The sequence below is a fragment of the Pseudoxanthomonas sp. 97-1-1 genome, assembly GCF_057773125.1.
Window position 1 is genome coordinate 363,278 of sequence record NZ_JBYMTJ010000002.1, and the last position, 21,675, is coordinate 384,952.

Annotated in this window: 25 protein-coding genes and 1 tRNA gene; 13 read left to right on the plus strand and 13 right to left on the minus strand. The window is 67.6% G+C overall.

Annotated elements, in window-relative coordinates:
* Position 1: 1 nt before the first annotated feature.
* The gene (locus AC3DET_RS08895) at positions 2–562 is read right to left on the minus strand and encodes a glycine cleavage system transcriptional repressor (protein ID WP_142124317.1); all 561 of its coding nucleotides are present in this window, start codon (positions 560–562) and stop codon (positions 2–4) included.
* A gap of 179 nt (positions 563–741) precedes the next feature.
* Between AC3DET_RS08895 and dapA the strand changes: the two genes are divergently transcribed.
* Positions 742–1,650 (plus strand): 4-hydroxy-tetrahydrodipicolinate synthase, encoded by a 909-nt coding sequence (dapA, locus tag AC3DET_RS08900; RefSeq protein ID WP_488391390.1) that lies wholly within the window; start codon positions 742–744, stop codon positions 1,648–1,650.
* A 15-nt stretch (positions 1,651–1,665) separates the two neighbouring features.
* The gene (locus tag AC3DET_RS08905; protein ID WP_192201476.1) at positions 1,666–2,157 is read left to right on the plus strand and encodes a hypothetical protein; all 492 of its coding nucleotides are present in this window, start codon (positions 1,666–1,668) and stop codon (positions 2,155–2,157) included.
* 433 nt (positions 2,158–2,590) lie between these two features.
* On the opposite strand, the gene fdxA is transcribed toward AC3DET_RS08905, so the two are convergent.
* Positions 2,591–2,914 (minus strand): ferredoxin FdxA, encoded by a 324-nt coding sequence (gene fdxA, locus AC3DET_RS08910; RefSeq protein WP_056881145.1) that lies wholly within the window; start codon positions 2,912–2,914, stop codon positions 2,591–2,593.
* Between the two features lie 304 nt (positions 2,915–3,218).
* Here fdxA and AC3DET_RS08915 point away from each other — a divergent pair, with 304 nt between their 5' ends.
* The gene (locus tag AC3DET_RS08915; RefSeq protein WP_192201475.1) at positions 3,219–3,926 is read left to right on the plus strand and encodes a pirin family protein; all 708 of its coding nucleotides are present in this window, start codon (positions 3,219–3,221) and stop codon (positions 3,924–3,926) included.
* Positions 3,927–4,006: 80 nt separating this feature from the next.
* Here AC3DET_RS08915 and AC3DET_RS08920 read toward each other — a convergent pair whose 3' ends face one another.
* The 8 genes from AC3DET_RS08920 to AC3DET_RS08955 all read right to left on the minus strand — a co-directional run bounded on the left by AC3DET_RS08920 (position 4,007) and on the right by AC3DET_RS08955 (position 10,194).
* Positions 4,007–4,165, minus strand: coding sequence for a DUF1427 family protein (locus AC3DET_RS08920; RefSeq protein WP_142124313.1), 159 nt, complete (start codon positions 4,163–4,165; stop codon positions 4,007–4,009).
* Positions 4,162–4,392, minus strand: coding sequence for a DUF1427 family protein (locus AC3DET_RS08925; RefSeq protein ID WP_337731065.1), 231 nt, complete (start codon positions 4,390–4,392; stop codon positions 4,162–4,164). Before AC3DET_RS08925 ends, AC3DET_RS08920 begins: the two co-directional genes overlap by 4 nt.
* Positions 4,389–6,023: an MFS transporter gene (locus AC3DET_RS08930; RefSeq protein WP_488391391.1), complete on the minus strand. Its 1,635-nt coding sequence runs from the start codon at positions 6,021–6,023 to the stop codon at positions 4,389–4,391. The genes AC3DET_RS08925 and AC3DET_RS08930 overlap by 4 nt, the downstream gene beginning before the upstream one ends.
* A 3-nt stretch (positions 6,024–6,026) precedes the next feature.
* Complete coding sequence (locus AC3DET_RS08935) at positions 6,027–7,868, minus strand: amidohydrolase (RefSeq protein ID WP_488391718.1); 1,842 nt, start codon at positions 7,866–7,868, stop codon at positions 6,027–6,029.
* An 88-nt stretch (positions 7,869–7,956) separates the two neighbouring features.
* The gene (locus AC3DET_RS08940; RefSeq protein ID WP_446538591.1) at positions 7,957–8,415 is read right to left on the minus strand and encodes a DoxX family protein; all 459 of its coding nucleotides are present in this window, start codon (positions 8,413–8,415) and stop codon (positions 7,957–7,959) included.
* A 12-nt stretch (positions 8,416–8,427) separates the two neighbouring features.
* Entirely contained in the window at positions 8,428–9,084 is a 657-nt protein-coding gene (locus tag AC3DET_RS08945; RefSeq protein WP_446538590.1) for a hydrolase, read from the minus strand.
* Between the two features lie 91 nt (positions 9,085–9,175).
* The gene (wrbA, locus tag AC3DET_RS08950) at positions 9,176–9,775 is read right to left on the minus strand and encodes an NAD(P)H:quinone oxidoreductase (RefSeq protein WP_192201470.1); all 600 of its coding nucleotides are present in this window, start codon (positions 9,773–9,775) and stop codon (positions 9,176–9,178) included.
* Between the two features lie 59 nt (positions 9,776–9,834).
* Positions 9,835–10,194, minus strand: a complete 360-nt coding sequence (locus tag AC3DET_RS08955; protein ID WP_446538589.1) for a helix-turn-helix transcriptional regulator — start codon at positions 10,192–10,194, stop codon at positions 9,835–9,837.
* A 303-nt stretch (positions 10,195–10,497) separates the two neighbouring features.
* Here AC3DET_RS08955 and AC3DET_RS08960 point away from each other — a divergent pair, with 303 nt between their 5' ends.
* From AC3DET_RS08960 to AC3DET_RS08975, 4 genes are all read left to right on the plus strand, one after another.
* Positions 10,498–11,115, plus strand: a complete 618-nt coding sequence (locus AC3DET_RS08960; RefSeq protein WP_446538588.1) for a response regulator — start codon at positions 10,498–10,500, stop codon at positions 11,113–11,115.
* Between the two features lie 77 nt (positions 11,116–11,192).
* On the plus strand, positions 11,193–11,999 hold the full coding sequence (locus AC3DET_RS08965) for a MipA/OmpV family protein (RefSeq protein WP_488391392.1): 807 nt from the start codon (positions 11,193–11,195) through the stop codon (positions 11,997–11,999).
* 35 nt (positions 12,000–12,034) lie between these two features.
* Positions 12,035–12,613, plus strand: a complete 579-nt coding sequence (locus tag AC3DET_RS08970; protein ID WP_488391393.1) for a GNAT family N-acetyltransferase — start codon at positions 12,035–12,037, stop codon at positions 12,611–12,613.
* A gap of 52 nt (positions 12,614–12,665) precedes the next feature.
* Positions 12,666–13,736, plus strand: coding sequence for an MBL fold metallo-hydrolase (locus AC3DET_RS08975; protein WP_488391394.1), 1,071 nt, complete (start codon positions 12,666–12,668; stop codon positions 13,734–13,736).
* A 15-nt stretch (positions 13,737–13,751) separates the two neighbouring features.
* Here AC3DET_RS08975 and AC3DET_RS08980 read toward each other — a convergent pair whose 3' ends face one another.
* From AC3DET_RS08980 to AC3DET_RS08990, 3 genes are all read right to left on the minus strand, one after another.
* Complete coding sequence (locus tag AC3DET_RS08980; protein ID WP_488391395.1) at positions 13,752–15,128, minus strand: ATP-binding protein; 1,377 nt, start codon at positions 15,126–15,128, stop codon at positions 13,752–13,754.
* Positions 15,125–15,790, minus strand: coding sequence for a response regulator transcription factor (locus AC3DET_RS08985; RefSeq protein ID WP_488391396.1), 666 nt, complete (start codon positions 15,788–15,790; stop codon positions 15,125–15,127). The genes AC3DET_RS08980 and AC3DET_RS08985 overlap by 4 nt, the downstream gene beginning before the upstream one ends.
* Before the next feature lie 161 nt (positions 15,791–15,951).
* Positions 15,952–16,026 (minus strand) — tRNA-Glu (locus AC3DET_RS08990).
* Positions 16,027–16,108: 82 nt separating this feature from the next.
* Here AC3DET_RS08990 and pcnB point away from each other — a divergent pair.
* The 6 genes from pcnB (at position 16,109) to pgi (ending at position 21,648) form a co-directional block, all read left to right on the plus strand.
* Positions 16,109–17,455: a polynucleotide adenylyltransferase PcnB gene (pcnB, locus tag AC3DET_RS08995; protein WP_488391719.1), complete on the plus strand. Its 1,347-nt coding sequence runs from the start codon at positions 16,109–16,111 to the stop codon at positions 17,453–17,455.
* Between the two features lie 5 nt (positions 17,456–17,460).
* Complete coding sequence (gene folK, locus AC3DET_RS09000) at positions 17,461–17,943, plus strand: 2-amino-4-hydroxy-6-hydroxymethyldihydropteridine diphosphokinase (RefSeq protein WP_192202371.1); 483 nt, start codon at positions 17,461–17,463, stop codon at positions 17,941–17,943.
* 17 nt (positions 17,944–17,960) lie between these two features.
* The gene (gene panB, locus AC3DET_RS09005; RefSeq protein WP_192201464.1) at positions 17,961–18,773 is read left to right on the plus strand and encodes a 3-methyl-2-oxobutanoate hydroxymethyltransferase; all 813 of its coding nucleotides are present in this window, start codon (positions 17,961–17,963) and stop codon (positions 18,771–18,773) included.
* A gap of 36 nt (positions 18,774–18,809) precedes the next feature.
* Positions 18,810–19,652: a pantoate--beta-alanine ligase gene (gene panC / locus AC3DET_RS09010; protein ID WP_337731056.1), complete on the plus strand. Its 843-nt coding sequence runs from the start codon at positions 18,810–18,812 to the stop codon at positions 19,650–19,652.
* A gap of 102 nt (positions 19,653–19,754) precedes the next feature.
* Positions 19,755–20,135 carry an aspartate 1-decarboxylase gene (gene panD, locus AC3DET_RS09015; RefSeq protein ID WP_192201462.1) on the plus strand — a complete coding sequence of 127 codons (381 nt, stop codon included), beginning with the start codon at positions 19,755–19,757 and terminating at the stop codon, positions 20,133–20,135.
* Between the two features lies 1 nt (position 20,136).
* On the plus strand, positions 20,137–21,648 hold the full coding sequence (gene pgi / locus AC3DET_RS09020; protein WP_446538583.1) for a glucose-6-phosphate isomerase: 1,512 nt from the start codon (positions 20,137–20,139) through the stop codon (positions 21,646–21,648).
* Positions 21,649–21,675 lie beyond the last annotated feature (27 nt).

Below are 21,675 nucleotides of genomic sequence, written 5' to 3' on the forward strand. Positions count from 1 at the left end.
GTCAGAACTTCATCGGATCCATGATCGCGTCCAGGTTCAGATGGTCGCAGAATTCAAGGAAGTCGTCGCGCAGCGCGGCGATGTGCATGTTGGCCGGCACGCCGATGGTCACCTGCGCCGAGAACATCTCCGCACCGGTCTGCATGGCGCGGTAGCGCGTGCTCTGCAGGTTTTCGATGGTGATGCCCTGGCGGTCGAAGAAGTCGGCCAGCTGGAACAGGATGCCCGGTTTGTCCGCGGCCACCACTTCCACGATGTAGGGCAGCAGGTTGGACTGCACCACCTTGGGACCGGTGCGGTAGAACACCAGCTTCAGGCCCTCGTCGCGCTCGAGCCGCGTGAGCATGGTTTCCAGCTTCGCCACCGCGTCCCACGAACCCGTCGCCAGCGCCGTGACGGAGACGTCGCGCCCCACCGTGGACAGCCGGGCATCCACCAGATTGCAGCCGCTGTCGGCGATGCGGCGCGTCACCGACAGAAGCGGCGACTCCGGATGCGTCGTATAGGCGGTGATCAGGAGGTGGTTTTCGGTCGGCGAAGGCCGGGGCGTGGAATCGGTCAAGAGAGCTTCCGGCGTTGCGGTCAGGCTGAATGGCGGCCGGGCAGCGTCCCGGCGACGCAGGCAGCATACTTGCCCGCCCTTTGAGCCCGCAAGTAACATGCGGCCGACATTGCAGGCGAACCGGCCAACTGCGCTTATGGGCGCCTCCGGACGCCGGACACCCCACCGAGAGCCATCCCTTGCATCTTTCCGGCAGCATCACCGCACTGGCCACGCCGTTCCTGGCGTCGGGCGAACTCGACCTGGAAGCCTGGCGTTCGCTGCTCAAACAGCAACTGGACGGAGGCACGCAGGGCGTGGTGGTGGCGGGATCGACCGGTGAAGCGGCTGCGCTCTCCGACGACGAATACGACACACTGCTGCGCATCGCGGTGGAGGACGTGCGCGGGCGCATTCCCGTGCTGGCCGGCACCGGCCAGATGAATACCGCCAAGACCATTGCCGCCACGCGACGCGCAGCAGCAGCGGGTGCGCAGCTCGCGCTGGTCGTCACGCCGCCCTACGTGCGCCCGACGCAGGCCGGGCTGGTGGCGCATTACCGGGCAGTGGCCGACCAGGGCGGATTGCCCGTGGTGCTCTACAACGTGCCCGGTCGCACCGGATGCGATCTGTTGCCGGAAACGGTGGCCGAGCTCGTCGATCATCCGAACATCGTGGGCATCAAGGAAGCGCGCGCCGAACCCGAACGCATGGCGGCCCTGCTGGCGCTGCGGAAGGAGGGCTTCGCGGTCCTGAGCGGCGACGACCCGACGGCCTCCCGCGCCATGCTGGCCGGTGCCGATGGCCTCATCTCGGTGGGCTCGAATGCCCTGCCGCGCACCTTCCGCCGCCTGTGCGACCTCGCCCGTTCGGGCGAGGCGGCCGCAGTCGCCGGACTGGATGCCCAATTGCAGGAGATCTATGCCTTCCTCGGCGTGGAATCCAACCCCATCCCGGTGAAGGCGCTGCTGCAGCGCGCAGGCTTCGGCGATGGCCTGCGCCTGCCGCTGCTTTCGCTGTCCTCCATCCATACCGATACTGCCGATCGTCTCGCCGCCATGGCGCAGGCGCTGGAAGCACAATCCAACCGCGACATCCTCGCGGCCTGAACCCAGGAGATCCTCATGCGTCTTTCGTCTTCCCTCGTGCGTCCGCTTGCCCTGGTGCTGCTGGTCGTTTCCGTCGCCGGCTGCTCATGGTTCAAGAAGGGCGCGAAGGGCGACTACGCGCTGGCGCCTGAAACGCGTCCGCTGGAAGTGCCGCCGGACCTCAACCTGCCCAACACCAGTGGCGCCATGCAGATACCTGCCGCCAGCCAGGCCACGGCGGCCGCAGCACCCGCAGCCGCGGGTGGTTTCACCGTCGCCGGTACCCGTGACGAAGCGTTCACCCGCGTGGGCGAAGCGCTCGCCGGCGTCGAGGGCGTCACCATCGCCAGCCGGGCCCAGCTGCTGGGCACCTACGACGTCAGCTACGAGGGGGCCAGCTTCCTCGTCCGGGTGTCGGGCGTCGAAGCCGGCGCCTACGTGACGGCAGTCGATCCGCGCGGCCTGCCGGCCACGTCGCCGGCCGCAACCAAGCTGCTGGCGGCGCTGAAGGCCAAGCTGGGCGGGTGAGCAATCCGCTGCGGCGGGGTGAAAGATGTGCTGCCGTCGTCCCGTTTACGCACGCTGGGATCCATCTTGATCCTGCGTGTGCACTCCGACCGACTGCCACGGCAAAGGCAACATGGATCCCGGCGTTCGCCAGGATGACGAAAAGGCGCCTCACGGCGCCTTTTCCATGTGCTTGCGGCGGGCCCGCCAACTTGCCGATGACAGTCGAGCTGCTCGCCGCGCTGGAGGTCAAGCTGGCCGATGGGCAGCCCGCTGCGGCGGAGATAGTGGTGTTTGCCGTCGTCCCAGCGCACGCTGGGACCCATCTTGATCCTGCGAGTGCACTCCGACTGCCACGGCAAAGGCGACATGGATTCCGGCGTTCGCCGGGATGACGAAAAAAGGCGCCTCGCGGCGCCTTTTTTTATGTGCATGGTGCGGCAGTGCGCGCCCGTCAACGCTCCAGCAGCGGCAGCTTGTCCGGCTTGCCTTCCCATTCCTTCGCGTCCGGCAGCGGATCCTTGCGCGTGGTGATCACCGGCCATGCCCGGGAGAGTTCGGCGTTGAGCGCGACGTAGCCTTCCTGGCCAGCCGGCACGTCGTCTTCCGGGTAGATGGCATTGATCGGGCACTCGGGTTCGCACAGCGTGCAGTCGATGCATTCGTCCGGGTCGATCACCAGGAAGTTGGGGCCTTCATGGAAGCAGTCCACAGGGCAGACTTCCACGCAGTCGGTGTACTTGCACTTGATGCAGTTTTCGGTGACGACGAAGGGCATGAGGTTGGATGTGCAGCGAAGGAAACCATGCAAGTTTAAATCACCGCGTCATCCAGGATGGAAATGTTTCTCGGCAGCCCCCGTGCGCTTGCGCGCGGATCGGGGCGTGGCATGCATGGAATGTCCGCGTGCGCGACGGCCAGGGCTGCGGCGCTTCCTGTCTGATCGTTCCAGCAGGCTTGGCGCAACTCAGGTTGCCTGGCCTATATTTCCATTAATGGAACGACCTATTGGTTTTTGTTGGCTTTATCCCATTCGTGTTGAGGATCATGCTGCACGCCTCACCACACACCGGAGCACCGCCATGATCACCTTGCGCCCCGCCACCGCTCGCGGCCACGCCAACCACGGCTGGCTGGACTCGTGGCACAGCTTCTCCTTCGCGAGCTATTTCGACGACAAGCACGTCCACTGGGGTCCGCTGCGCGTGATCAACGAGGATCGCGTGGCCGCCGGCCGCGGCTTCGGCGAACACGGCCACCGCGACATGGAAATCATCAGCTACGTGCTGGAAGGTGCGCTGGGCCACAAGGACTCGATGGGTACCAGCTCCAGCATCGTGCCGGGCGACGTGCAGCGCATGAGCGCCGGCACCGGCGTGCAGCATTCGGAATTCAACTACAGCGAAACCGGTACCACGCATTTCCTGCAGATCTGGATCATCCCCGACAAGCAGGGCGTGGCGCCCTCGTACGAAGAGAAGCGCTTCGCCGCCGAAGAGAAGCAGGGCCGCCTGCGGCTGGTGGTCAGCCCGGACGGCGCCGATGGTTCGATCTCCATCCATCAGGATGCGCGCCTGTACGCCGGCCTGTTCGACGGGGATGAAGCGGCGGAACTGCGCCTGGCCGAAGGTCGCCTGGGTTACGTGCACGTGGCGCGCGGCGAAGTGACCGTCAATGGCCGTACCCTGTCGGCGGGCGATGCGTTGCTTTACGAAGGCGAGCCGCTGGTCAGCGTGGGCCAGGGCATTGGGGCGGAAGTGCTGGTATTCGACCTGCCGCCGTTGAAGTAGGCAGGCGGCTCTGCGGCGCTTGCATCGACCAGAAAGGGTGCGCGGATGCGCACCCTTTTCCGTTCTCGGGACGCGGTCGTTCAGGCGAGCATGCGCTCGGCGACCAGGAAGCCTGCCGTCATGGCGACTACCAGCAGCGCGCCCTGCAGCCGAGGCGGGGCGGGCAGCGGCACGTCCAGCAGGCGGCAGCCCATGCCGATGGCCAGCGCGAGCACCAGGCCGAGCAACGTCAGCATCATGGGCGTCCTCCCTGTCTTGTTTCGCCGGTCGGTCCGCCGCAGTGGGCGACGTGGCGTGCTTCGCGGCGCGCCATGAAACGGTCGGCGACGACATACCCCAGCGTCATCGCCACCACCAGCAGCGCGCCCACCAGCACCGGCGGTGCCGGCACCGGGATGCCCATCCAGCGACAGCCGAAGCCGATGGCGAAGCCCAGCAGCACGCCCGCGAGGAATTTCAGGTTCATGCCATGCCTCCGGGCGCCTGCGATGGCGCTGGCACGGGATTGCCTGGCGCACCGCCGATGAAATGCCGCACGACGGGTGCGTGGGTCGGGTCTTCCAGCAGCGCCTTGATCGCATCCTGCAGGGCGCGCTCGTCTTCGGTGACGCGTTCGTGCTGGCGCAGGTGCTCGTGCCAGGAGCAGTCGACGAAGTACTCCAGGTAGGTGCCGGGCTGCGTGCTGTCTTCGGCCACGCCCCATTGCACGGCGCCGTTGCGACGGCGCGCGTGCCCCAACGGCTGCATGCGGGCCAGGAATTCCTCGCGCCGTGCGATATCCACGCGGTACTCGACCGTCACCAGTACCGGACCGCGGTCACCGCCGACATCACCCGCGACCACCGGTTGTGGCCAGTGGCCGGACGGGGTGACGTTGACGCGCGCGGCCTCGCCCAGCTTGAACCGCCAGCTGGCCAATGCAGCGATCACCGTGCCGATCGCCGCCACGATCAGCGCCATCGGCGTTCCGTAGGCCTGCGCGACCGCGCCCCAGCCCAGGCTGCCCACCGCCATGCCTGCGGAAAACACCACGATGTACAGCGACAGCGCGCGTGCCCGTACCCACGCCGGCACCGAAGTCTGCGCGGCGATCTGCAGCGATGACAGCACCGTGATCCACGCGAAGCCATTGAACAGCGAAACCACATACAGCGCGGGGATGTTGCGCAGCAGGGCGAGCGCCACCATGCAGCCTGCGTAGACGCCGGTGGCGGCCAGCACCATCGCGTCGGGATCGAACCGCGTGCGCAGGGCCGGCAGCAGCATGGCGCCGGCGATCGCGCCGATGCCGATGCAGCCCAGCAGCAGGCCATAGGTGCCCGCACTGGCACCCAGCTCCTGCTTCACCACGATGGGCAGCAGCGCGGTCAACGCACTGGCGAAGACGAAGAAGCAGGCGGCCTTCACCAGTACCGACTGCAGTACCGAGGCCTGCCCGGCATAACGCAGCCCGGCGCGCAGCGCCGCGCCGAAGGTTTCCGGTGGCAAAGCGGAGGATGCCGGCGAGCGCCGCCAGCGCCACAGCACCACGACCACGCCGAGGAAGCTCAACGCGTTCACCGCGAACGCCCACGCGATGCCGGCCTGCGCCACGATCAGGCCGCCGAGCGCAGGTCCGATGGAACGCGCGATGTTCATGCTCAACGAGCCCAGCGCCACCGCCGGCCCCAGCATCGGCCGCGGAACCAGCTCGGGCGTGGTCGCCTGCTGCGCGGGCATCGCCATCGCCGCGCCGATGCCAAGCGCGAACGTCAGCGCCACCAGCGTCCACGGCCGCAGCATGTCCAGGTGCGCCAACACCGCCAGCGTGCTGGCGACCAGCAGCATCCACAGCTGCGCGATGATCAGGTAGCGCCGCCGGTCGACGATGTCGGCCAGCGTGCCGGCCACGATGGCCAGCAGCACGACGGGCAGGGTGGTGGCGGATTGCACCGCGGCCACCATCAGCGGCGAACCGGTGGTTTCCGCCATGACCCAGGCGGCGGCGACATCATGGATCCAGGTGCCGATGTTGCCGACCAGGATCGCCAGCCACAGCGCGCGGAATGTCGGTTGCTGAAGCGGTGACCAGGGTCCGACGGGTGCGGGCGTCGCCATCGGTCAGAACGCGAAGCAGGAGCAACCCATCGCGCCCCAGAAATTGCGCAGGTCGTGCGTGGGGGTGGCGTGGTGTGCGGCATGGCCGTGCTCATGCACCTGGCAGTGCTTGCCATGTGCATGCGATATCGCTGCGGTCGCCTGCGCCAGGGTGCCGCCCTGGTAGCCGCCGAAGCGGTTGACCGGCGACCAGTCCGGCATCGGGGGTGGCAAGGTGGGTGCGAGCGGGGCATACGGTCTGTCGCCGTGCACGATGCGTCCGCCCACCACCGTCAACACACTGGTGATGTCGGGGATGTCGGCCTCGGGCACGCTGAAGAAATCCGCGGACAACAGCGACACGTCGGCGAACTGGCCCGGCGCCAGTCGTCCCTTGTGGTCCTGTTCGCTGGAGAACCACGCGCTGCCCCGGGTCCACAGCGCCAGCGCCTCCTCGCGTTCCAGCCGGTTGTCGTCGCCGTACATGCGCAGTCCGCCGAGCGTGCGCCCGCTGACCAGCCAGTACAGCGCCACCCACGGGTTGTAGCTGGCGACACGGGTGGCGTCGGTGCCCGCGCCGACCGGCACGCCCGCCTGCAGCATGCGGCGCACCGGCGGCGTGTGCTTCAGCGCGTCGCTGCCGTAGCGTTCGGCGAAGAACTCGCCCTGGAACGCCATGCGGTGCTGGATGGCGATGCCGCCGCCCAGTGCGCGCACGCGGTCGATGTTGCGCGGCGAGATGGTCTCGGCGTGGTCGATGATCCAGTGCAGGCCATCGAACGGCACCTCGCGGTTCACGCGTTCGTAGACGTCGAGCACGCGGGTGATGCTTTCGTCATAGGTGGCATGGATGCGGAATGGCCAGCGCTTTTCCGCAAGCAGGCGCACCACGTCATCCAGCTCGCCTTCCATGCCGGCCGGTAATTCGGGACGCGGTTCGCGGAAATCCTCGAAGTCCGCCGCCGAGAACACCAGCATCTCGCCCGCGCCGTTGTGGCGCAGCATGTCGTCGCCCTGGCGCGGCGAGAGCATGCCCGACCAGCGCTGGAAGTCGGCCAGTTCCTGCCCCTTCTTCTGGGTGAACAGGTTGTAGGCGATGCGTACGGTCAGTTCGTCGTCCGCGTGCAGCTTCTGGATGATCTCGTAGTCTTCCGGGTAGTTCTGGAAGCCGCCGCCCGCATCGATCACCGACGTGATGCCCAGCCGGTTCAACTCGCGCATGAAGTGGCGCGTGGAGTTCAGCTGGTACTCGGCCGGCAGCTTCGGCCCCATGGCCAGCGTCGCGTACAGGATCAACGCGTTCGGCTTGGCCAGCAGCAACCCGGTGGGATTGCCCGCCTTGTCGCGCTGGATCTGGCCTCCGGGCGGATCAGGGGTGTCCTTCGTGTAGCCCACCGCACGCAGCGCGGCGCGGTTGAGCAGGGCGCGGTCGTACAGGTGCAGCAGGAAGACCGGCGTGTCCGGCGCCAGCGCGTTGATCTCCTCCAGCGTGGGCAGGCGCTTTTCGGCGAACTGGTGCGCGCTGAAACCGCCGACCACCCGCACCCATTGCGGCGCCGGCGTGCGATCCACCTGGGTCTTCAGCATCGCCATGGCATCGGCCAGCGAGCGCACGCCGTCCCAGCGCAGTTCCAGCGTGTAGTTCAGCCCGCCGCGGATCAGGTGCGTGTGGCTGTCGTTGAGGCCGGGGATCAGCCGGCGTCCGCCGGCATCGATGATGCGCGTGGTGTCGCGGGCGTGCGCCATCACGTGGGCCTCGTCGCCCACCGCGAGTATGCGTCCGTCGGCGAAGGCGATCGCGCTGGCGGAAGGCTGTGCCGCATCCAGCGTGGTGATGCGGGCGTTGCGCAGGATCAGGTCGGCCACGAGAAGTTCTCCGGATCGGGCATCGCGGGGCAGTGCAGCCAGTGCGGCAACCGCCGCCGCAGTCTTCAGCAGGTGGCGGCGCGTATCGTCAACGGCCATGCGCGAACCCCGATCGTGCGGTGCGCAGGGCATCGAAAGACAATGCGCCCGGCCCGGTCAATGCCACCGCGAGGTTCACCAACAGCCACAGCAGCGGGTACTCGATGCCGCCGTGCATCCAGAACCAGCCGTGCGACAGGTTCAGCGCCACGGTGACGCCGAGGAACGCCGCCGAGCCGAGGGCCGCGATGCGCGTGAACGCACCCGCGAGCACCATCAGTCCGAGCAGGGTCTGCAGTGCGGCAAGCAGCAAAGGCAATGGCGCGGCGGAAGGCAGGCCGAAGTGCTGGAGTTCGGCCGCGAACCCGGCGACCCCCGGCCCGCCGAACCAGCCCAGCAACTTGCCCAGTCCATGCGGCAGGAGGAAACCGCCGGCGGCCAGGCGCAGCACCAGCAGCCCGGCCGGGGCAGTCTCATGGCCTGCGCGTTGCGCGACGTTGGCGGTCATCGCGGCGTCCCGTCAGTGGCCGCCTTCGGACGCCCCGAACATGCTCTTGGCGTACTGGATGCCCAGCCCATAGCCGCCGCCGTGGAGTTTGGCGATGCCGGTGGTCAGGTCGTAGGTCGCGCTGCGTGCCCAGTCGCGCTGCAGCTCCAGCAGGTACTGCACGCTGGTCAGCGGGCGGACGCCCGCCTGGACCATGCGCTGCATGGCGCGTTCGTGCGCCTCGGCGGTGACATCGCCGCAGGCATCGGCGATCACGTAGACCTCGAAGCCCTGGTCCAGCGCCGACAGCGCCGGCCCGACGATGCACACGCTGGTCCACAGGCCGCCGAGCACGATGCGCCCTTTTCCGGAGGCGTTCACCGCCGCGATGACCGCCGCATCTTCCCAACAGTTCATGGTGGTGCGGTCGAGCACGTTCGCATTCGGGAAGGCTTCGGGGATTTCCGGGAACAGCGGACCGGAGAACGACTTCTCGGCCACGGTGGTCAGCAGTGTCGAAACGCCGAAGCCGGCCGCGCCCTTGGCGACGAGTGCAACGTTGTTACGCAGCATCGCCACGTCGATGGAGTGCGTGGCAAAGGCCATCTGCGACTGGTGGTCGATCAGGACCAGCGTGTGGTCGTGAGGCGTGAGCAGGGTCTTGCCGGCGGCGGGGGTGGCGGTGGGCATGGCGGGCTCCGGGCATGGGGTAGGAATCGCACCACTGTGGCGCGCGCACGCGCACGCTGGCTTGCATCGGCGTGCGCGCTGCCCGCGAACCTCATCCGTGCAGCTTGATCGCGGTCTCGGCGACGCGCTGGCCCTGGTAGCGCGCGGCGTCCAGCTCGTTCTGCGTGGGTTGGCGCGAACCGTCGCCGCCCGCGATGGTGGTGGTGCCGTAGGGCGAGCCGCCGGTGACTTCATCCAGTTTCATCTGACCGGCAAAGCCGTAGTCCAGCCCCACGATCACCATGCCGAAATGCAGCAGATTGGTGATGATGGAGAACAGCGTGGTTTCCTGCCCGCCGTGCTGGGTGGCGGTGGAGGTGAACGCGGCACCGACCTTGCCGTGCAGCGCCCCCCTGGCCCACAGGCCGCCGGCCTGGTCCAGGAAGTTCGCCATCTGCGAGGACATGCGGCCGAAGCGCGTGCCGGTGCCGACGATGATCGCGTCGTAATCGGCGAGTTCCGCGATCGTCGCCACCGGGGCGGGCTGATCGAGCTTGTAGTGGGACGTCCGCGCGACCTCCTCGGGCACCAGTTCCGGCACGCGTTTGATGTCCGCGCTGGCGCCGCCCGCGCGCACGCCTTCGGCCACGGCATGGGCCATGGTTTCGATATGCCCGTAGGCGGAGTAGTAGAGGATCAGGACCTTGGCCATCGTGCGGCTCCCGTGGAGGACGGAGGAATGCGGCGATCGCGCCGCGATGCCGGGCAGGGTTACCCGTGCCGGGTTATCGGCGCGTGCAGGTGGCGGAACTCGCGCGGCGAGTAGCCCGTCATCCGACGGAAGGTACGGGTGAAGTGGCTCTGGTCGAAGAAGCCCAGCGAGGCGGCCGTGGCGGAGATCTTCTGCGGCCCGCGCGCCAGTTGCGCCTTGGCCAGGGCGATGCGCTTGGCCAGCACGTATTCCATCGGGCTCTGGCCGGTACTGACGCGGAACAGTCGGGCGAAGTGGAAGCGACTGACGCAGGCCGCAGCCGCGATGTCGGTCAACGTCAGGCTGTCGCCGATATGGCGTTCGATGTGGTCAAGCGCACGTGCGAGTGCGCGCGCGCCAAGGCCTCTCGGGGCCGGCACATTGTCCGCGTACATCCCGGCTGATGTGGAATGCGCAAGCGTCGACGCGAGAGGGAACAGGGACGGGGAGCCATCCACGGCAGTGTCCTCGGGTGTTGGCGGTGGGGGGGCGCCTGCGGACAGGGGTATGGCGCAGGGCTTGTACGTCATGGTCCTCACGCGGCACATGGCGCATAAGCCCCGATCGGGCGACGGGTGGATCCCCCGATTGGGGGGCGGGTTGCCTGTCCGGAGGCTGCGCCCGTATCGTGCAAGGATCGCTGCGCCGCCGATTGCGTGGCGCCCGTCCAGGCCGAAGTCCGAATGCCCATCCGTATCCTCACCGTCGACGATCACCCCTTGCTGCGTGAAGGCATCGCGGCGGTGATCGAGGGGCAATCCGACATGCAACTGGTGGGGGAGGCCGCCAATGGGCGCGAGGCCCTGCAGGTTTTCCGCGACTGCCGCCCGGACGTGACGTTGATGGACCTGCAGATGCCGGAAATGGATGGCGTGGATGCCATCGGTGCGATCCATCGCGAATTCCCGGAGGCACGGGTCGTGGTGTTGACCACGTACCAGGGCGATGCGCAGGCGTTGCGCGCGTTCAAGGCGGGTGCGTCGGGATACTTGCTCAAGAGCATGCTGCGCCGCGAACTGGTGGACACGATCCGCAACGTGCATGCAGGTCGCCGGTGCATCCCGCCCGAGATCGCGTCCGGCATCGCCGAACATGCGTCGGATGACGCGTTGACCCTGCGCGAGATCGAAGTGCTCCGGCAGGTGGCGGACGGCAACGGCAACAAGCGCATTGCCCACCACCTCGGCATCGCGGAGGAAACGGTGAAGGCGCACATGAAGAACATCCTCGCCAAGCTGGATGCCAACGACCGCACGCATGCGGTCACCATTGCGGTCCGCCGCGGGATCTTCCATCTCTGAAGGATTTAAGGAGTTCTTAAAGAGCGTGCGGGAGCATGGGTGGGCCGGATGTCCGGTCCCCCACCTGCGAGGTCTCCATGAGTGCGTTGCGCGCCTGTACGCCATTGTTGTTGCTGTTGCCGCTCTCCGCTGCCGCACAGGTCGTCGAACGCACCGACAAACAGGCGCATGACCAGCTGTCGTCGCGCTGGAGCGCCGGCCTGGCGGTCGTCCACCGCGACAGCGAATACGCCGGCGAGGGCACCCGGACGCGCCTGCTGCCCAATGTCGCCTATGACGGTGACCGCTTCTACCTGCGTGGTGCGGCGTTCGGCTACCGAGCCTACCAGGACGATCGCTTCGAATTCCGTGCCTTCGTCGCCGGACGCCTGGACGGCATCGATGCCGATGACTTCGGCAGGGCCGAACTGGCGCGGCGCGGCGTGGACCGCGATCTGCTGGAAGATCGCGACGACAGTGTCGATGTTGGTGTGGGCGCGAGCTGGAAAGGCACCGCCGGCAAGCTCGATCTGGATGCACGCGTCGATGTCACCGGCACCAGCGACGGCTACTCCATCGCGCTGGACTACAGCTATCCGGTGACGCTGGGGCGCACGACCCTGGTCCCTTCCATCGGCGCGATGCGCCTGTCGGCGGACATGGCCGACTACTACTACGGCACGCTGGATGAAGAGGTCGCACGCGGCGTGGTCGCCTACCGTCCGGGTGCCGCGACAGTGCCCCGCGCCAGCCTCACCCTGATCCATCCCTTCGCCAAGCGGTGGGCGTTGCTGGGCAACCTGGAGTACCGCGCGTTGCCCGACGCCCTGCAGGACAGTCCGCTGGTCGAGGCGGACAAGGACCGCAGCGCTTCCCTCTTCATCGGCGTGTCGCGCGGGTTCTGAAACGCAGTTGTCCTTTCCCCCACCGGAGCGACCCCATGTTCTCCAGATCCCCCCATGCCGGCGTGGAACCTGTGCCGGGTCCGATGCCCGCAGCGTACCTGCCGACGCCGGATGAACTGGCGGGCGCACACGTGCCCGTCGATCACGACGTCCTGATACGACGCGTGTCGCGCACCCAGGCTGCCGCGCTGATGCAACTGTGCGACCGCCAGACGGCCGAACTGTCGCGTGTGCCTGGCAGGCGCGTCGGCGGCGTGCTCGAACTGATGGAAGCGTTGTTCGAGCCGCCTCTGCGCGCATGGGCCTGGATGGCGGAGCGGGGCGGTGAACCCATCGGCCATGCATTCGCCACGGTGGGCTTCTCGATGATCGAGCGCGCGTATTACTTCAACCTGGAATCGCTGTTCGTTCCGGCGAGCGAGCGCCCATCGGGAGTCGCCGTCGCGTTGCTCGCCGAGGCCCGTCGCATGGCCGAAACGCTCGGCTGCGTGGACCTGCGCTGGCAGGTGCCGCTGGCGCAAGGCAGCGGGGAAATCGCGCTGCCCGGCCACGCCGGTGCCGCGACGATGATCCAGTACGTGTTCCCCACCTTGCAGGACCAGCAGCATGACTGACGTGCCGAGAAGCCATCCACTCCGCCCGGAGCCCCGAAAAGGGCGCAGGCACTTGCGGCGCCTGGTCGCGGCCGCCTGCGTTTCCGCCACCGCCTTCGGGTATGCCGGCCTGTCGGGCTGCAGCACGGTGGCGTATCCGCAATCGCCCCAGTTCGGCGAGGATGGATTCCAGAACGTACGCAAGCCACGCCCGCTGGGTTGGCGCCAGACCGGCAAGCTCTGGTGGGATTTCCTCATCGGCGGCAAGCCGGCGGGCACGGTGCCTGCCGGCACGATCCCCGTGCAGGCACTGACGGCGGCGCAGTTGGACCACGCTGCGGACGGCACGCTGTACCGGTTGGGGCATTCCACGGTGCTGATGAAGCTGGACGGGCGGTTCTGGTTGACCGACCCGGTGTTTTCCGAACGTGCGTCACCGGTCCAGTGGGCGGGACCGAAGCGTTTCCACGCGCCGCCGCTGACCATCGAGCAACTGCCGCACCTTTCCGCCGTGGTGCTGTCGCACGACCACTACGATCATCTCGATCGCGACGCAGTGCGTGCGCTGGCAGCCAAGACGGATGTGTTCCTCACCCCGCTGGGCGTGGGTGACCGCCTGGTGCGCTGGGGCGTGCCGCGCGAGAAGGTCCGGCAACTGGACTGGTGGGGCGACGTCGCGCTGCAGGGCGTGCGCTTCACCGCGACGCCGTCGCAGCACTTTTCCGGCCGCACGCCTTTCGACCGCAATGCCACGCTGTGGGCGTCATGGGTGATCGAATCGGACGACCTGCGGATCTTCTTCAGTGGCGACACGGGCTACTTCGACGGCTTCCGCTCGATTGGCGAGCGCATGGGGCCTTTCGACATCACGCTGCTGGAGTGTGGTGCCTATGATCGCCGTTGGCAGGACGTCCACATGCTGCCCGAGCAGACCCTGCAGGCGCATCTTGACCTCCGCGGCAAGTGGTTGCTGCCGATCCACAACAGCACCTTCGACCTGGCCTTCCATGGCTGGAGCGAACCGATGGAAACGCTGTACACGCTGTCGCGGCAGGCAGGCGTGGACATCACCACCCCCGTGATCGGCCAGCCGCTGGTGGTCAGGCAACCGGAAGGCACGCATCCGTGGTGGCGCAGCGAGTGAGGTATGCCGCGCGGCTCAGGCGTCCTGGGCCGCGCTGAAGCCGACCCTGCAACCGAAGCCGCGGCCGGCGATGCCGTCACTCACCGTGATCATCGCCTCGTGTGCACGCGCGATGCGCTGGACCAGCGAAAGGCCGATGCCGCTGCCGCGCTCGCCATTGCCATGGCTGCCACGGAAGAAGCGTTCGAAGATGCGCTCGCGCTCCTCGGCGGGAACGCCGGGACCGTTGTCGCGGACCGCCAGCCAGGCGCTCGCGCCATCGGGGTCCATGCCGCAGGCGATCTCGATGCGGGCGCCTTCTCCGCTGTAGCGCACGGCGTTGTCCAGCAGGTTGCGGGCGAGGATGCCGATATCGTCCAGGTCGCCCAGGACGCTGGCCGGCTCGGCGTGGATCGCAAGGGTCTGCTGGCGTCGCGATACCATCGATTCGAACTCGCGCGCCACCATCGTCACCACGTCGGGCAGCGCGACGACGGGGCGGTCTTCGCGCAGGGGCGATGCATCCACGCGAGCGGAGTCGAGCAACTGCTGTGCGAGCCGCGAGGTGCGCTGGATGCCCTGCGCCAACTGCTCCAGTGCCGCATGTGCGTCGGCCTGGGTGCCGGCGCGCAGCGCCACCTGGGTCTGCGTGAGCAGCGCGGCGAGGGGGGTGCGCAGTTCGTGCGCGGCGTCTGCAAGGAACTGCCTTTCGCCGCGCATGGCGTGCGACAGGCGTTCGAGCAGAAGGTTGAACGAATCCACCAGCGGCCGGATCTCCCGCGGCATACCGGTGGACGGCAGCGGTGCGAGATCGTGTGCCTCGCGCTGCGCCATGTCCCGGCGCAGGCGGTTCATCGGCCTCAGGCTCCAGTGGATGGCAAGGCCCACCGTCATGGCCAGTACCAGCAGGATGCCGATCCCGCTCCACAGGCTGATCTTCACCCAGTAGGCCAGTTCCGCACGCATGGCGGATTGCGCCATGCCGGCCTGCACCTGGATGCGGCCGCTGGCATCGGTGATGGCATAGACGCGCCACGGTTCGCCGCCCACCTGGCTGACCACGAATCCCGGTTCGAAATCGGCGCGCAGCGGCTCGGTCGGTGCGCCGGCCGAAAGCACCACGGGATGGCGCCGGCCGAGGATCCACACCTGGTAGCGCAAGGTTTCGAACTTCCTGTGGGTGGAGCGGGCGCGCGTGGGCAACTTGAGGCGCGGCCCTTCACTCAGTGCGTCGAGGTTGGCCGGCATCGACAGCAGGATCTGCTCGGCTACCTCCTGCAGGAACTGGTCTTCGTGTCCTTGCTGCTGCCGCGTCATCTGGAGGTGCTGTCCGCCCAGCCAGCACGCCCACCCCAACGCCAGGGGCGTCATCACGGCCAGCAACAGTTTGGCTTTCAGTGAATGGTGGCTCATTCGCTCTCTCCCAGCCGGTAGCCGAAGCCATGCACGGTGGCGATGACGCCGTCGCCGAGCTTCTTGCGCAACTGGTGGATGTACACCGCGATGGTGTTGCTCTCGATCGCCCCGTCGCCGCCATAGACCAGCGACTCCAGTGTTTCGCGCGCGATCACGCGGCCGGGCCGTTCCATCAACGCCAGCAGGGTGCGGTACTCGTGCACACCGAGCTTGATCGGGCGGCCCTGCTGACGGACCGAACGATCCGCCGGGTCCAGCACGATGTCGCCGTGGCGCAGCACCGGTGCGACGCGCCCCTGGGTCCGCCGCACCACGGCACGCAGGCGCGCACTGAGTTCGCCGGTTTCGAAGGGCTTGACGATGTAGTCGTCGGCACCGGCATCCAGGCCGCGGACGCGGTCGCTCAGCTGGTCGCGCGCCGTGATGATCAGGACCGGTGTGGTGTCGTAGCGCTGGCGCAGCGCAGCCAGCACGTCCAGACCGGACCCGCGAGGCAGGCCCAGGTCGAGCAGGACCGCCGTGTAGCCATGGTCCACCAGGGCGAGGCGCGCCGCGGACGCATCCTCGGCACGATCGATGGACCAGCCATCCTGTGCCAGTGCGGCGGCCAGTGCGTCGCCGAGCATGCGATCGTCTTCAACCAGGAGCAGGCGCGACACGGGCGACCCTCGGGGATGGCGGGGGCCCCATGCTAGGTGGAAGCGATTAAACAGTCTTTAATGGGGCGATGGCATGGGCAGCGGAAACACAAAACCCCGCCGGAGCGGGGTCTCGAGTCGATTCACCGGCCATGGTTCTCAACCCGTGGCCCTGTGCCGGATGGCGCTCCCTAGGGGACTCGAACCCCTGTTTTAGCCTTGAGAGGGCCACGTCCTAACCTCTAGACGAAGGGAGCGTTTTTGGTGAAACCGGCTCAGCGGATTAGTATAGGCGGCGACCCGGCCCAGGGCAATCATCCTGGCAGCCGTGCGACCCACCTGCATGGAACCGCCGCTATTACGCCGCTCACTGCTCTGCGAACCATTCCCCGCGACCAGCACACCATCTCGCGCAAGGACATCAGCCCGAATGCGCTGCGCGTGCTCTACCGCTTGCGGGATGCCGGCTTCCAGGCCTACCTGGTCGGCGGCGCGGTGCGTGACCTGCTCGTGGGCGGCCACCCCAAGGATTTCGACGTGGCCACCGATGCCACGCCGGAGCAGGTCCGCCAGCAGTTCCGCAATTGCCGCCTGATCGGGCGCCGCTTCCGCCTGGCGCACGTGGTGTTCGGTCGCGAGATCATCGAAGTCGCCACCTTCCGCGCCAACGTCGATGACGGCAGTGGCGACCGCGAGATGGACAACGGCCGCCTCGTCCGCGACAACGTGTACGGCACCGTGGAAGACGATGCGGTGCGCCGCGACTTCACCGCCAATGCGTTGTACTACGCCATCGACGACTTCTCCGTGCGCGACTACGTGGGCGGCTTCGAGGACGTGATGGCGCGGCGCCTGAAACTGATCGGCGAGCCGGAACTCCGCTACCAGGAAGACCCGGTCCGCATGCTGCGCGCGGTTAGGCTGGCGGCGAAACTCGATTTCGAGATCGAAGCAGCGACCGCCGAACCGATCGGCCGGCTGGCGCCGCTGCTTTCGGAAGCCGCGCCCGCCCGCCTGTTCGAGGAAATCCTGAAGCTGTTCCTGTCCGGCCATGCGGTCGCCAGTTTCGAAGGGCTTGAGCACTTCGGTTTGCTGAAGGTGCTCTTCCCCGAGACCGCGGCAGCGCTGGCATCCAACCGCAGCGGTGCGCTTCGCCGGATGGTGATGGCGGGGCTGGCGGGAACCGACCAGCGCGTCGCCAACGACGAGCCCGTATCGCCTGCCTTCCTGTTCGCATTGCTGCTCTGGCCGGCGTACTGCCGCGCCCTGATGGGGTTGCAGGCCCAGGGCGTGCATGCCGAAGAAGCCCAGCGACGCGCCGCCGACCGCGTCACCCTGCATCAGTTGAACACCGTGGCGCTGCCGCGCCGCTTCTCGTTGCCCATGCAGGAAATCTGGTTGTTGCAGACCCGCTTCGGCAACCGCCAGCGCAAGCGCGTCACACGGCTGCTGTCGCATCCGCGTTTCCGCGCGGCATTCGACTTCCTTGCGTTGAGGCTCGCGGCATCGCCCGAACACGCCGAGGACGTCGCGTTCTGGCGTGATGCACAGACGCAATCCGGCGAAGAACTCGCGGCTGCGCTCGGCGTCGCAGTGCCGGGCGATTCCTTCGGTGAAGAAGGTGCGCCGGCGTCCAAGCGTCGTCGCCGTCGCCGTTCCCGCAGCACGGCTTCGTCGCCCGAATGAAGACAATGGTCCAGGCCTGCATCGGCCTGGGAGCCAATCTCGGCGATGCCGCAGGCACGTTGCGACAGGCCGTGATCGCGCTCGGGCAACGCGAAGACGTGGCGGTGCGCCGGATGTCGCGCTGTTACCGCACGCCGGCGTGGGGCAGGGAAGACCAGCCTGACTTCGTGAATGCGGTGGCGTTGCTGGAGACCCGCCTGCCGCCGCGCGCGCTGCTCGATCTGCTGCTGGCGGTGGAGGCGGATTTCGGCCGTCATCGGATCGATGGCGAACGCTGGGGTCCGCGTACGCTGGATCTGGATCTGCTGCTCTACGGTGATGCAGTGATCGACGAACCCGGCCTGCGCGTGCCGCACCCGCACCTGCACGAGCGCGCATTCGCGCTGGTTCCGTTGCTGGAGGTCATGCCGGACGCCCGTATCCCCGGTTACGGCGACGCGCGGGACGCTGTGTCCGTGCTGGAAATGTCCAACATCCATCCCTTATGAGTGGATAATGCGGGGCTATGAGCACGCACGCAGACAGCAAGCCCTGGACCGTTCCCGCCCTCGCCGACGCCAAGCGCGAGGGCCGCAAGCTGGTGATGCTGACGGCCTACGACAACAGTTTCGCCCGGGTCATGGATGCCAATGGCGTCGACCTGGTGTTGATCGGTGATTCGCTGGGCATGGTGGTGCAGGGCCACGACTCCACGCTGCCGGTGACGGTGGACGACATCGCCTACCACACCCGCGTGGTGGCGCGTGGGTTGACCCGCGCGCTACTGGTGTCGGACCTGCCGTTCCAGTCCGATGCCACGCCCGAGCGCGCGCTCGACGCCGCGACTGCATTGCTGCAGGCGGGTGCCGAGATGGTCAAGCTGGAAGGCGCGGGGCACAAGCTCGACGTCATCCGTTTCCTGGTCGAGCGCGACATTCCGGTCTGCGCGCACCTGGGCCTGACGCCGCAGTCGGTGTTGAAGTTCGGTGGTTATCGCGTACAGGGTCGCGGTGAAGCGGCCGCCGCGCAGTTGCGCGACGATGCGCGCGCCGTGGCGGAGGCAGGGGCGCAGATGCTGGTGCTTGAATGCGTGCCGTCGTCGCTGGCGGCCGCGATCACCGCCGACATCGCCATTCCCACCATCGGCATCGGCGCCGGCCCCGGCTGCGACGGGCAGGTGCTGGTGCTGCACGATTTCCTCGGCCTGGACACGGGCCATCGGCGTCCGAAGTTCGTCAAGGATTTCCTTGCCGATGGCGGTTCGGTCGCGGGCGCGGTGCGCGCCTATGCCGACGCGGTGCGCAGCGGGGCGTTCCCCGACGACGCCCATTCCTACTGACCGCGCTGCGCGCAACGACACGCCACAGGGGCCACGATGATCGAGACCATTACCCAGCTTGACGCATTGCGTGCACGCGTCAGGGAATGGAAGCAGCAGGGCCTGCGTGTCGGTTTCGTGCCCACCATGGGCAACCTGCATGCGGGCCACTACTCGCTGGTGATGCTGGCGCGACAGTACGCCGACCGCGTGGTGTCCAGTGTGTTCGTCAATCCGACCCAGTTCGGACCCAACGAGGACTTCACCCGGTACCCGCGCACGCCCGAGGCGGACATGAGCGGGCTCGAAGGCGCCGGCTGCGATGTCCTGTGGCTGCCGACGGTCGAGTCGATGTACCCGTTCGGGGTCGAACTGGCGGCCAAGGTGCATGTGCCCGGCGTCAGCAGCGTGCTGGAAGGCGCGCACCGGCCCGGTCACTTCGATGGGGTATGCACGGTGGTCAGTCGCCTGTTCAACCAGGTGCTGCCCGACGTCGCCGCCTTCGGCAAGAAGGATTACCAGCAACTGGCGGTGATCCGGCAGATGGTCACCGACCTCGCATTCCCCGTGCAGGTCCTGGCGGGCAGCATCGTGCGCGAGGCGGATGGCCTCGCGATGAGTTCGCGCAACCAGTACCTGTCCGCGGACGAGCGGCCGCGTGCCGCGGAAATCCGCAGGACCCTGATCGCGATGCGTGAAGGCCTGCTGGCCGGGCAATCACGTGCGCAGGTGGAGTCCGACGCCGCGCGGCACCTTGCCGGCGTGGGCTACGCGGTCGACTACACCGTGGTCCGCCGTCACGACCTGAGCGAGCCGCAGGATGGCGAACAGGGCGCGAAGGTCGCGCTGATCGCCGCCAAGCTGGGGCGTACCCGCCTGATCGACAATCTGGAATTCTGACGGCGCAGGCAGTCCGGCGCCGTACGCGGTGTTGCACGGGCATGCACGCCATGGCGTGCACGAGCGGCTAAACTTCGCGTTCCCGTCCCCCTTGCCGCCGACATGCACCTCAGCCTGCTCAAGACCAAGATCCACCGCGCCACCGTCACCCATTCCGAGCTGAACTACGAAGGCTCCATCGCCATCGATGGTCTGCTGCTGGACGCGACCGGCATCCGGGAATTCGAACAGGTGCATATCTGGGACGTGACCAATGGCGCCCGCTTCTCGACGTATGCGATCCGTGCCGACGAGGGCAGCGGCATCATCTCGCTCAACGGCGGCGCCGCGCGCCACGTGCAAGTGGGCGACCTGGTGATCATCGCCGCGTTCGCCTCGATGAGCGAAGAGGAAGCCGACCGGTTCCAGCCCACGCTCGTCTACGTGGACGGCCAGAACCGCATCACCCACACCAACCGCAGCATCCCCAAGCAGGCTGCCTGACATGACCACCGGTTTCGATGCGCTGCAGTCCCACGCCACGCGCCTGCGTGGGGGCCCACTGAGTGAGTTGCTGGCGCGCGAGCCCGATCGCGTTGCACAGCACGCCGTGCGCAATGGGCCGCTGTACTTCAACTTCGCGCGCCAGTCCTATGATGCGCCGGCATGGCAGGCGCTGCTCGAGCAGGCGCGTGCCGCCGACCTGGCTGGTGCGTTCCGGCGCCTGTTCGACGGTGAGAAGGTCAATGTCACCGAAGGCCGCGCGGCACTGCATACCGCCTTGCGCGGACAGCACACCGATGCCGTCGTCGCACGCGAGGCGCATGCGTCGGCAGTGGATGTCCGGCAGCGCATGGCGGCGCTGATGTCGCAGCTGGAAGGCAGCGACGTGACCGACATCGTCAGCGTCGGCATTGGCGGTTCCGACCTGGGGCCACGCCTGGTGGCAGATGCCCTGCGTGATCCATTGCCGGGTCGTTTCCGCGTGCACTTCCTGTCCAATGTGGATGGCGCGGCCGCGCAGCGTACGCTGGCGCCGCTGGATCCGGCACGCACCGCGGCGGTGCTGATCTCCAAGACGTTCGGCACGCAGGAAACGCTGCTCAACGGCACCATCCTGCGCGACTGGCTGGGCGGCAGCGAACGGCTCTATGCCGTCAGCGCGAATCCCGAGCGTGCGGCGGCTGCATTCGACATCGCGGCCGAACGCGTGCTGCCGATGTGGGACTGGGTCGGCGGGCGTTATTCGCTGTGGTCGGCGGTCGGTCTGCCGATCGCGCTGGCGATCGGTTTCGACCGTTTCGAACAGCTGCTCGAGGGCGCGTCGTCGTTCGATGCACACGTCATCGGCACCCCGCTGGCCGGCAACATCGCGGTGCGCCATGCGTTGACGGCCGTGTGGAACAGGAACGTCCTCGGCCATGCGGCGCAGGGCGTGATGACCTACGACCAGCGCCTGGCGCTGCTGCCGGCCTATCTGCAGCAGCTGGTGATGGAAAGCCTGGGCAAGTCGGTCAAGCTGGACGGCAGCCCGGTGGGCGTCGATACGGTGCCCGTGTGGTGGGGGGGCGCGGGCACGGACGTGCAGCACAGCTTCTTCCAGGCCTTGCACCAGGGCACGGGCATCGTGCCGCTGGATTTCGTCGGCACGGTCAACAGCGACGCGCCCTACGCGGAGAACCACCGCGCGTTGCTGTCCAACCTGCTGGCGCAGAGCGAGGCGCTCGCCAATGGCCAGCACAGCGACGATCCGCACCGCAGCTATGCTGGCGGCCGTCCGAGTACGCTGATCCTGCTGGATGCGCTGACACCCCAGTCGCTGGGCGCATTGATCGCCATGTACGAACACAGCGTGTACGCGCAGTCGGTGTTGTGGGGCATCAATGCCTTCGATCAGTTCGGCGTGGAACTCGGCAAGCAGCTGGCCAACGGATTGCTGCCGGCGCTCAAGGGCGAAACCGAGGTGAAGGATCCGGTGACCCGGGCGCTGCTGGCCGAGATCGCCGCGCGCGGCTGAAGGCGCTGCGCATCGACGCATCCATTC

Bases quoted from the DNA above. Each gene is read 5' to 3' on its own strand.
- AC3DET_RS08960 (WP_446538588.1), top strand. From the start codon at position 10,498: ATGCCCATCCGTATCCTCACCGTCGACGATCACCCCTTGCTGCGTGAA.
- AC3DET_RS08915 (WP_192201475.1), top strand. From the start codon at position 3,219: ATGATCACCTTGCGCCCCGCCACCGCTCGCGGCCACGCCAACCACGGC.
- wrbA (WP_192201470.1), bottom strand. From the start codon at position 9,775: ATGGCCAAGGTCCTGATCCTCTACTACTCCGCCTACGGGCATATCGAA.
- panD (WP_192201462.1), top strand. From the start codon at position 19,755: ATGCACCTCAGCCTGCTCAAGACCAAGATCCACCGCGCCACCGTCACC.
- panB (WP_192201464.1), top strand. From the start codon at position 17,961: ATGAGCACGCACGCAGACAGCAAGCCCTGGACCGTTCCCGCCCTCGCC.
- panC (WP_337731056.1), top strand. From the start codon at position 18,810: ATGATCGAGACCATTACCCAGCTTGACGCATTGCGTGCACGCGTCAGG.
- AC3DET_RS08965 (WP_488391392.1), top strand. From the start codon at position 11,193: ATGAGTGCGTTGCGCGCCTGTACGCCATTGTTGTTGCTGTTGCCGCTC.
- AC3DET_RS08940 (WP_446538591.1), bottom strand. From the start codon at position 8,415: ATGACCGCCAACGTCGCGCAACGCGCAGGCCATGAGACTGCCCCGGCC.
- folK (WP_192202371.1), top strand. From the start codon at position 17,461: ATGGTCCAGGCCTGCATCGGCCTGGGAGCCAATCTCGGCGATGCCGCA.
- AC3DET_RS08945 (WP_446538590.1), bottom strand. From the start codon at position 9,084: ATGCCCACCGCCACCCCCGCCGCCGGCAAGACCCTGCTCACGCCTCAC.
- AC3DET_RS08930 (WP_488391391.1), bottom strand. From the start codon at position 6,023: ATGGCGACGCCCGCACCCGTCGGACCCTGGTCACCGCTTCAGCAACCG.
- pgi (WP_446538583.1), top strand. From the start codon at position 20,137: ATGACCACCGGTTTCGATGCGCTGCAGTCCCACGCCACGCGCCTGCGT.
- AC3DET_RS08920 (WP_142124313.1), bottom strand. From the start codon at position 4,165: ATGATGCTGACGTTGCTCGGCCTGGTGCTCGCGCTGGCCATCGGCATG.
- AC3DET_RS08980 (WP_488391395.1), bottom strand. From the start codon at position 15,128: ATGAGCCACCATTCACTGAAAGCCAAACTGTTGCTGGCCGTGATGACG.
- AC3DET_RS08905 (WP_192201476.1), top strand. From the start codon at position 1,666: ATGCGTCTTTCGTCTTCCCTCGTGCGTCCGCTTGCCCTGGTGCTGCTG.
- fdxA (WP_056881145.1), bottom strand. From the start codon at position 2,914: ATGCCCTTCGTCGTCACCGAAAACTGCATCAAGTGCAAGTACACCGAC.
- AC3DET_RS08970 (WP_488391393.1), top strand. From the start codon at position 12,035: ATGTTCTCCAGATCCCCCCATGCCGGCGTGGAACCTGTGCCGGGTCCG.
- AC3DET_RS08925 (WP_337731065.1), bottom strand. From the start codon at position 4,392: ATGAACCTGAAATTCCTCGCGGGCGTGCTGCTGGGCTTCGCCATCGGC.